At 65.8% G+C, this 9545-nt stretch carries 10 protein-coding genes and 1 pseudogene; 10 read left to right on the top strand and 1 reads right to left on the bottom strand.

What is annotated here, in order from left to right; translation table 11 throughout:
• The 9 genes and pseudogenes from CV770_RS39505 to CV770_RS39465 all read left to right on the top strand — a co-directional run.
• Positions 1-100, top strand: a pseudogene (locus CV770_RS39505) (IS110 family transposase); the annotation flags it as partial.
• A 222-nt stretch (positions 101-322) separates the two neighbouring features.
• Positions 323-1183: a dihydropteroate synthase gene (folP, locus tag CV770_RS39500; protein WP_104466155.1), complete on the top strand. Its 861-nt coding sequence runs from the start codon at positions 323-325 to the stop codon at positions 1181-1183.
• Positions 1180-1548: a dihydroneopterin aldolase gene (gene folB / locus CV770_RS39495; protein ID WP_091953248.1), complete on the top strand. Its 369-nt coding sequence runs from the start codon at positions 1180-1182 to the stop codon at positions 1546-1548. Before folP ends, folB begins: the two co-directional genes overlap by 4 nt.
• Entirely contained in the window at positions 1548-2039 is a 492-nt protein-coding gene (folK, locus tag CV770_RS39490; RefSeq protein ID WP_091953251.1) for a 2-amino-4-hydroxy-6-hydroxymethyldihydropteridine diphosphokinase, read from the top strand. Before folB ends, folK begins: the two co-directional genes overlap by 1 nt.
• Before the next feature lie 81 nt (positions 2040-2120).
• Positions 2121-3992, top strand: a complete 1872-nt coding sequence (locus CV770_RS39485) for a methylmalonyl-CoA mutase family protein (RefSeq protein WP_091953254.1) — start codon at positions 2121-2123, stop codon at positions 3990-3992.
• Positions 3989-4453: a GFA family protein gene (locus CV770_RS39480; protein ID WP_091953257.1), complete on the top strand. Its 465-nt coding sequence runs from the start codon at positions 3989-3991 to the stop codon at positions 4451-4453. Before CV770_RS39485 ends, CV770_RS39480 begins: the two co-directional genes overlap by 4 nt.
• Before the next feature lie 16 nt (positions 4454-4469).
• The gene (gene scpA / locus CV770_RS39475) at positions 4470-6626 is read left to right on the top strand and encodes a methylmalonyl-CoA mutase (RefSeq protein ID WP_104466156.1); all 2157 of its coding nucleotides are present in this window, start codon (positions 4470-4472) and stop codon (positions 6624-6626) included.
• 36 nt (positions 6627-6662) lie between these two features.
• Positions 6663-6959, top strand: coding sequence for a nucleotidyltransferase family protein (locus CV770_RS39470; RefSeq protein ID WP_091953260.1), 297 nt, complete (start codon positions 6663-6665; stop codon positions 6957-6959).
• A 31-nt stretch (positions 6960-6990) separates the two neighbouring features.
• The gene (locus CV770_RS39465) at positions 6991-7761 is read left to right on the top strand and encodes an RsiV family protein (protein ID WP_104466154.1); all 771 of its coding nucleotides are present in this window, start codon (positions 6991-6993) and stop codon (positions 7759-7761) included.
• A gap of 7 nt (positions 7762-7768) precedes the next feature.
• Here the strand turns inward: CV770_RS39465 and CV770_RS39460 are convergent, their stop codons facing one another.
• Complete coding sequence (locus CV770_RS39460; protein ID WP_104466153.1) at positions 7769-8236, bottom strand: SRPBCC family protein; 468 nt, start codon at positions 8234-8236, stop codon at positions 7769-7771.
• A gap of 206 nt (positions 8237-8442) precedes the next feature.
• Here CV770_RS39460 and CV770_RS39455 point away from each other — a divergent pair, with 206 nt between their 5' ends.
• Positions 8443-9435: a tripartite tricarboxylate transporter substrate binding protein gene (locus CV770_RS39455; RefSeq protein WP_091953268.1), complete on the top strand. Its 993-nt coding sequence runs from the start codon at positions 8443-8445 to the stop codon at positions 9433-9435.
• Positions 9436-9545 lie beyond the last annotated feature (110 nt).

The following is a 9545-nucleotide window of genomic DNA, read 5'->3' as shown; positions in this document are numbered from 1 at the left end:
CGGTAAGCCGAAAATGGTCGCCCTCATCGCCGTGGCCCGCAAGCTCATCACCATCCTCAACGCCATGCTCAGGGATCGAAAACCATGGCAACCCGCTTGACAAAGAACACAGTCGCTGAGGTGCGAGACGTGCGGCGCGTAGCGTCGCGCGGGGAGCCTCGAAGGATGCACGGCCACCGCCACATCCGCACGGAGAGAGCCGAGCCGTCGCCCTTCGAGGCTCGCCGGAGAGGCGAGCGCCTCAGGGTGACGGTCTCAGACCAGGGTTGTGCTGCCCCATCCCGTCTTGACTCCCCCTTCCCGACCGCGCAAAGCGGGCGCCATGAATGCCTCGCCCTCCCCATCCGTCCCGCCGGCCGGCTCGGCCGGGCCAGATGCGCTGCGGAAACTGCTGGAACGACCGATCCCGGCGGTGATGGGCGTGCTCAACATCACCCCGGATTCCTTTTCCGACGGCGGCGAGTTCATCGCGCCCGAGCAGGCGCTCGCGCGGGCGCGGGCGATGATCGCGGATGGCGTCGACATCATCGATATCGGCGCCGAATCCACCCGGCCCTACAAGGGCGCGAAGGCCGTCACGGCGGACGACGAGCTCGCCCGGCTGAAGCCGGTGCTGGCGGGCGTAGTCGCGCTCGGCGTGCCGGTCTCGATCGACAGCATGAAGGCGGAGGTGGTGGCCTACGCGCTCGACCAAGGTGCGGCCATCGCCAACGATGTCTGGGGCCTGCAACGCGACGCCACCATGGCGCCGCTGGTGGCCGCGAGAGGCGTTCCCGTCATCGTCATGCACAACCGCGACGACGCCGATTCCGCCATCGACATCATCACGGACATGAAGACGTTCTTCCTGCGTTCGCTGGATATCGCCGCAAAGGCCGGCATCGCGCGCGACAGGATCGTGCTCGATCCCGGCATCGGCTTCGGCAAGACCGCCGAGCAGAGCATGACCGCGCTGGCGCGCCTGCGCGAATTCGAGATGTTCGGCCTGCCGATCCTGGTCGGTGCCTCGCGCAAACGCTTCATCGCCTCGGTGTCGCCGTCGGAGCCGAAAGAGCGGCTCGCCGGCTCGATCGCCGCGCATCTGATCGCCGCGCAGCGCGGCGCAAAGATCATCCGGACTCATGACGTCGCCGAGACCTTGCAGGCGCTGCGGGTGGCGAACGCAATCGAGGGCAAGCAATGACCGATACGATCTTCGTCTCCGGCCTGTCGATCCACGCCCGCCACGGCGTGATGGATCACGAGACCGAAGTCGGCCAGCGCTTCGTCATCGATCTCGAACTCTATACCGACCTGTCGGAGCCTTCGCGCAGCGACCGGCTCGCCGATACGGTGTCCTACGCCGAGGTCGTGGCGACGACGACGGCGGCGTTCAAGAATACCAATTACAAGCTTTTGGAGCGCGCGGCCGGCGCGGTGGCCGACGCCATCCTGTCGCACTTCCCGCGCATCCGCGCCGTGAAGATCACCGTACACAAGCCGCATGCGCCGATCGCCGCGATCTTCGACGACGTCGGCATCATGCTGACCCGCTCGCGGCATCCCTGATGGCAAGCGTGCTGATCGCGCTCGGCGGCAATGTCGGCGATGTCCGCGCGACATTCGCCAAGGCGATCGCCCATATCTGCGGCATGGCGCAAGCTGCGCTGATCGCGCGATCCTCGGACTATGCGACGCCGCCGTGGGGCGACGAGGACCAGGCGCCCTTCATCAATGCCTGCATCGAGATCGAGACCGACCTCGATCCGCACGCGCTGCTGTTCGTGCTGCAGAAGGTCGAGCAGAAATTCGGCCGCACGCGGAACAAGGAGCGGCGCTGGGGCCCGCGCACCCTCGATCTCGACATGATCGCCTATGACGATGTCAGCTTGCAGAAGCCGGATCTGACCCTGCCGCATCCGCGCCTGTTCGAGCGCGCTTTCGTGCTGGTGCCGCTGGCCGAGATTGCACCCGACCGCGTGATCTCGGGCATTCCAGTGCGCGACGGGCTCGCCAGCGTCTCGACGCAAGGCATTGAGCGGCTTCCGGATACCGGTTAACCAAAAACAACCGTTTGCAGGGGCGGCCCGCCGTGGCAATTTCGCCTGCGGATAACGATACGTTTGGGAGCCCTTGGCCGCATGACCTCCGTGACTGACGACCTGCCGCTGGCGGCCGATTTTCCTAAGGCGACCGTCGAGGATTGGCGCAAGCTGGTCGACGGCGTGCTGAAGGGCGCGCCGTTCGAGAAGCTGGTCGGCAAGACCTATGACGGAATCAAGATCGAACCGCTCTATCCGCGCGCCAAGGCTGTCGCGCCCGTCGTGGGTCGACCGGCCGCTGCACCCTGGCAAATCATCCAGCGGATCGACCATCCCGATGCGGCGCTCGCGAATGCGCAGGCTTTGCAGGACCTGGAGAACGGCGCGACCGGGCTCGCGCTGGTGTTCGCCGGCGGCAGCGGCGCTCACGGGTTCGGCCTGGAACCTTCGGCCGATGCGGTCGCAAAGGTGTTAAAGGATATCCATCTCGATGCCGGCATCGGCCTCGAGCTTCAGATCGGTCCGCAATCGCGGATGGTCGCGATCCATGTCGCGGAATATGTGAAGAGCAACGGCCTCGATCCCGCCGCCTGCAACATCCGCTTCGGGCTCGACCCGCTCGCGGCGGGCGCGGTGTGGGGCCACAGCCCCTATACCTGGGAGGAGATCGCCCCCGCCGTCACCGGCGCGATCAAGGGCCTCGCCGGGCTCGGCTTCAAGGGACCGTTCGCGTCCGCCGACGGACGCGTGATCCACGATGCCGGCGGCTCCGAGGTGCAAGAGCTCGCCTTCGTGCTCGCCTGCGGCGTCGCTTATCTGCGCGCGATCGAAGGCGCCGGCATTCCGCTGGAGGCCGCGCAGGGCATGGTCTACGCGCGGCTTGCCGCGGATGCCGATCAGTTGCTGACCATGGCGAAATTCCGCGCGCTGCGGCTGCTCTGGGCGCGGATCGAGACCGCGTGCGGCCTCACGCCCAAGCCGCTGTTCATCGCCGCCGACACGGCCTGGCGCATGCTGACGCAGCGCGATCCCTATGTGAACATGCTGCGCGCGACCATCGCGACGTTCGCGGCCGGGCTCGCCGGCGCCAACGCGATCACCGTACTGCCGCACACGCTGGCGCTCGGCCTGCCCGATCCGTTCGCACGCCGCGTGGCGCGCAACACGCAAGCCCTGCTGCTGGAGGAGAGCAACCTTGCCAAGGTCTCTGATCCCGCCGCGGGCGCGGGCGGCATCGAGACGCTGACCGCGCAGCTTTGCGAGGCCGCCTGGGCCCTGTTCCAGGAGAGCGAGACCGCCGGCGGCGCCTTTGCCGCCCTTCAGCAAGGCCTATTCCAGAGCAAGGTCGCGGCCGCGCGAAAAGCGCGTGACGCCAACATCGCAAAGCGTCGCGACGTGCTGACCGGCGCCAGCGAGTTTCCGAACCTGCATGAGAGCGAGACGGCGGTGCTGAAAGCGACACCGGTCGAGCTGGCACCGTATGGCGAGCAGAAATACAAGTTCGATGCGCTGCCGCCGATCCGGCTGGCGGAACCGTTCGAGGCGCTGCGCGACAAATCCGATGCGGCACTCAAGTCGCGCGGCGCGCGGCCAAAGGTGTTCCTGGCCAATCTCGGCACGGCCGCCGATTTCACCGCGCGCGCGACCTTTGCCAAGAGCTTCTTCGAGGCCGGCGGCATCGAGGCCCTCGATAGCGAGGGCTTTGCCGATGCGGCCAAGGTCGCGGCAGCGTTCAAGGCCTCGGGCGCCGAGCTTGCCTGTCTTTGTTCCAGCGACAAGGTCTATGCGGAACACGCCGAAGCTGCAGCGAAGGCCCTGCAAACGGCCGGCGGGCGACATATCTATCTGGCAGGCCGCCCGAGCGAGACCGAGGCGGCGCTGCGGGCCGCCGGCGTCACGGGTTTTGTCTTCGCCGGAGGCGATGCGCTTGCCACGCTGAAAGACGCCTATCGACGGATGGAACAGAAATGACCGAGCCAGGCAAACCAGTTCTCACCGGCGGCTGCCAATGCGGGGCCGTGCGCTTTGGCGTCACGACCGCGCCAACCAGGATTTCGATCTGCCACTGCCGCATGTGCCAGAAGGCAGCCGGCGCGCCGTTCGCCTCCTTTGCCGACATCAACAAGACGGACTTTGCCTGGACCAAGGGGCAGCCGTCGTTCTTCCGTTCCTCCACCATTGCCGAGCGCGGCTTTTGCTCGGCCTGCGGCACGCCGCTGAGCTTCGGCCGCATCGACGGCGACCGGATCGAGATCATGACCGGCGCGTTCGACCGTCCTGACCAGATCATTCCGACGCGACAGTTCGGCACCGAATCCCGTCTCGGCTGGGTGGTCGGCATCGCCAATCTGCCGAGCCAGACCACGCAACAGAATTACGGACCGGAGAAGATGGCGACCATCGTCAGCCATCAGCATCCGGACCATGATTGAGGATATGGTTGAGACCATGAGCCGCATTCCCAATTTCGCAAACGTCGCCTTCGAGCGCGCCACGACCGCCGCGCCGTCAGGCAGCGCCGAACCGTGGCTGACGCCCGAGGGCATTCTGGTGAAGCCCGCTTATGGCGAGGCCGATCTGGCCGGGCTCGATTTCCTCGAGACCTATCCCGGCATCGCGCCTTTCCTGCGCGGCCCCTACCCCACGATGTATGTCAACCAGCCCTGGACCGTCCGGCAATATGCCGGCTTCTCCACGGCGGAGGATTCCAACGCGTTCTACCGCCGCAACCTCGCGGCAGGACAGAAGGGCCTCTCGGTCGCCTTCGATCTCGCCACCCATCGCGGCTATGACTCTGACCATCCGCGCGTCGGCGGCGACGTCGGCATGGCTGGCGTCGCCATCGATTCCATCTACGACATGCGCACGCTGTTCGCAGGCATTCCGCTCGACCAGATGAGCGTGTCCATGACCATGAACGGCGCGGTGCTGCCGATCCTCGCGCTCTATGTCGCGGCCGCCGAGGAACAGGGCGTGGCGCCGGAGAAACTCTCAGGGACGATCCAGAACGACATCCTGAAAGAGTTCATGGTGCGCAACACCTACATCTATCCGCCTGCGCCCTCGATGCGGATCATCTCGGACATCTTCGCCTACACCTCGCAAAAGATGCCGAAATACAATTCGATCTCGATCTCCGGCTATCACATGCAGGAGGCCGGCGCGACGCAGGACCTCGAGCTTGCCTATACCCTCGCCGACGGCGTCGAATATCTACGCGCCGGCCTTGCCGCCGGCCTCGACGTCGACCGCTTCGCGCCGCGCCTGTCGTTCTTCTGGGCGATCGGCATGAACTTCTTCATGGAAGTCGCCAAGCTGCGCGCCGCGCGCCTGCTCTGGGCGAAGCTGCTGAAACCCTTCAATCCCAAAGACCCGCGTTCACTGTCGCTGCGCACGCATTCCCAGACCTCGGGTTGGTCGCTGACGGCGCAGGACGTCTTCAACAACGTGATGCGCACCACGGTGGAGGCGATGGCGGCAACGCAAGGCCACACCCAGTCGCTGCACACCAACGCGCTCGACGAGGCGCTGGCGCTGCCGACCGACTTCTCGGCGCGCATCGCCCGCAACACCCAGCTGTTCCTGCAGCAGGAGAGCGGCACCACCCGCATCATCGATCCCTGGGGCGGCTCGTATTATGTCGAGCGTCTGACGCGCGACCTCGCGGCGAAAGCGTGGGGACACATCCAGGAGGTCGAGGAGCTCGGCGGCATGGCGAAGGCAATCGAGGCCGGCCTGCCGAAGCTGCGCATCGAGGAAGCGTCCGCCAAGACGCAGGCGCGGATCGACGCCGGCAAGCAGGCGGTGATCGGCGTCAACAAGTACAAGCCGACCGACGAGGTGCCGATCGACATCCTGAAGGTCGACAACACCAATGTCCGGCGCTTGCAGATCGACAAGCTGACGCGGCTGAAATCCGAGCGCAACCAGAAGGACGTCGATGCCGCGCTCGCGGCGATTTCGCGCTCGGCCGGCGAAGGCAACGGCAATCTGCTCGCGCTCGCGATCGACGCGGCACGCGCCAAGGCGACCGTCGGCGAAATCTCTGACGCGATGGAGACAGTGTTCGGCCGGCACCGCGCCGAGATCAAGTCCATCACCGGCGTCTACAAGCGGGAGGCGTCCAGCATGGGCAACCAGGTCGAGAAGGTTCAGGCGCTGATCGATGCCTTCGAGGAAGCCGAAGGCCGCCGCCCGCGCATCCTGGTCGCCAAGATCGGCCAGGACGGCCACGACCGCGGTCAGAAGGTGATCGCGTCCGCCTTCGCCGATATCGGCTTCGACGTCGACATCGGGCCGCTGTTTGCGACCGCCGATGAGGCCGCGCGGCAGGCAGTCGAGAACGACGTGCACATCCTCGGCGTCTCCTCGCTCGCCGCCGCCCATCTCACCGCCGTGCCGGAGCTGAAGGCCGCGCTGAAGAAGCAGGGCCGCGACGACATCATGATCATCGTCGGCGGCGTGGTGCCGCCGCAGGATTACGACGCGCTCTATGCCGCCGGCGCCGAAGCGATCTTCCCGCCGGGCACCGTGATTGCGGACGCCGCCGAGGAGCTGATCCGCAAGCTGAACGCCCGGCTCGGCCATAGCGAGGCGGCGGAGTAGCTGATAGACTGGCCGGGTGACCGGCCGGGTGCGTGCATGACACGTGACGAAATCATCGCTGCGATACGCAAGAACGCGGATGCCATCAAAGGCAAGGGCGTATCGAAGCTTGCCATTTTTGGCTCGCGCGCCCGGGACGATTATCGGCCTGACAGTGATATCGACGTTCTCGTCGAGATCGAGCCGGACACCTCTTTTTCCCTGCTCAACTTGATCGATGTCGAGCACATCATCGAGGATGCGACTGGCTTGCAAGCACAGGCAACTGTTCGCCGCTCCATCTCTCCCCGCTTTGCGGAGCGGATCGCAGACGACATACACGAGATATTCTGACGCTCACGCAGGAGCACTATCCTTGAAATTTATGACTCGTCTGAGCGTCGCCCTGGCGCTGAGCGCAACATGCTCGTTCTCCGCCCACGCCGCCGACCCCAAACCCGACGCCGTCGTCAAGACCAAGAGCATCGAGGCGCGCGTCCTGCGCGACGACAGGATCAAGGCGGATGCAGCGCTGGCGGCGGATTGCCTCGCGGAGGGCAAGAAATGGCTGGACAAGAATGCCGCCGAAGCGGCCGCCGCGCGCAAAGCCGATCCGCAGTTCTCTAGGGACGGCGGCTGGGACTTCGAGCGCAAATACGAGATCCGCTCGGTCATCGCCGATCGCTATGTCAGCGTCCTCCGCAACGACTACATGAACACAAACGGCGCGCATCCCAATTCGGACGTGAACACGATCCTGTGGGACAAGGCCGACAACAAGCGCATCTCGATCCGCCCGTTCTTCACCGAGACCGCCGATAACGGGGCGACGATGAAGACGATGGTGAAGGCCATCATCGCCTCGCTCCGCACCGAGAAGAAGAAGCGCGACGCCAGCGAGACCGCAACCGACGAATGGTTCAAAGGCGTCGCGCCGAGCCTGCTCAAGGTCGGCGCGGTGACGCTCGCGCCCTCGACTGAAGCGGGCAAGAGCTCCGGGCTGGCCTTCCACTATCCGCCCTACGCCGTCGGCCCCTACGCCGAGGGCGAGTATGTCGCCTTCGTGCCGTGGGAGACGCTGAAGCCGTATCTCACCGCGGAAGGCGCGCGCAACTTCGGCGGCGCGCGGCCGAAGGGCGACGCCGAGGAGCCTTGAGCGGTCGCTAACTGGACCGCGCCAGCGTCCGCGCAAGTGAGTCCGTCCAATCGGGAATCCAGGACGCGAATAGCGCCTGCCAGCGATCGGCATCCGCCGGCTCGGTATCGAGCGCGACCGACCATTCGATGAGGGTGCGATCGCCCTCGATGATCGGGCGCAGGTGCATGGTGCCTTGATAGCGCGTCGGCGCCGGCGTCTGGCTTCCGTCATCTTGCGGATACGGCAGCGCTTCGAGACCGGCATAGGTCAGGGTGTGCTGCCGATCCGAGTGATCGACCAGGCGCTGGCGGATCCAGTTTCCGAGATAGCAGAAGCGTCTGATGGCGCCCACTTCATCCCCGCGCTTGTCGTCTTCGATCTCGCTCTCGCTCACGCCGTCGATGTAAGCGGGATAGTTGTTGAAGTCGCGGATCAGCGACCAGACTTCGTTCAGCGGGCGGTCCAGCACGGCGCTGTAATAGGCTTGGGTCATCGGTGGCTTGCCTTTGGCTTTCGTTACGCGCAGAGGTTGGCGAATTGCGCGGGCAAAACCCACCCGATTTCCGACTGCCCCATGCTGTTTTCACACAACATGGCGATCTCGTTGGTAGCGCTACCTTGCGGCGGCGCTGCAAAGCCGACTAGAATGGCGCATTGAGAAGAGCACCCGACGTCACGGGCGCCGCTGGGAGGGATTCAATGTCCAAGATTTCGCGCCGCACCTTTGCGGCTTCGACCGCCGCAGTTGCGGCATCCGCCGCTTTCGGCTTCAAGCCAGCGCATGCGCAAGCCTATCCGGCCCGGCCGGTCACCGTGATCGTGCCGTGGGGCGCGGGTGGCGGAACCGATGCGACCGCGCGCATTGTCGCAGCGCTTCTGGAAAAGGACCTCGGCCAGCCCTTCAACGTGGTCAACCGCACCGGCGGCTCCGGCGTGGTCGGCCATAGCGCGATCGCGACCGCACAGCCCGACGGCTACACCATCGGCATGCTCACCGTCGAAATCTCGATGATGCACTGGCAGGGCCTCACCGAGCTGACGCCGAAGAGCTACACGCCGCTGGCGCTGATGAACGAGGACCCGCCGGGCATCCAGGTCTCCTCGTCCTCGCCCTACAAGACGGTCAAGGAGCTCGCCGAGGCGATCAAGGCCGCACCTCCCGGCAAGTTCAAGGCCTCCGGCACCGGCCAGGGCGGCATCTGGCATCTCGCGCTGGTCGGCTGGATGCAGGCGATGGGCCTGCCCGCCAACCAGGTCGCCTGGGTGCCCTCGAACGGCGCGGCCCCTGCGATGCAGGATCTCGCCGCCGGCGGCCTCGACCTCACCACCTGCTCGGTGCCGGAGGCGCGCGCCATCATCGAGGCGGGCAAGGCCAGGAGCCTCGCCATCATGGCCCCCGCTCGCAACCCGATCTTCAAGGACGTGCCGACGCTGAAGGAAGCGATGGGCATCGACTACGCGACCGGCGCCTGGCGCGGCATCGGCGCCCCGAAGAATCTGCCGCCGGAGATCGCAACCAAGCTCACCGCGGCGCTGAAGAAGGTCTACGAGTCCGCCGAGTTCAAGGACTTCATGAGCAATCGCGGCTTCGGCACCGTGTGGGGCGATGCCGGCCAGTTCGCAGGCTTCATGGACAAGGGCGACGCCCAGATGGGCGAAGCGATGAAAGCGGCCGGCTTGAGCAAGGCGTGATCTGGTACCGAGACGCTCTGATCGCCTCTCCCCGCCTGCGGGGAGAGGCCGGAATACGCGCGAAGCGCGGATTCCGGGTGAGGGGGACTCTCCGCGAGTCCAACTCTCAC

The organism is Bradyrhizobium sp. AC87j1 (genome assembly GCF_002936975.1).
In the GTDB taxonomy this organism is placed as follows: domain Bacteria; phylum Pseudomonadota; class Alphaproteobacteria; order Rhizobiales; family Xanthobacteraceae; genus Bradyrhizobium; species Bradyrhizobium shewense.
Note: the sequence above shows the minus strand (reverse complement) of the source record. Positions and strands in the feature narration are given on the sequence as shown.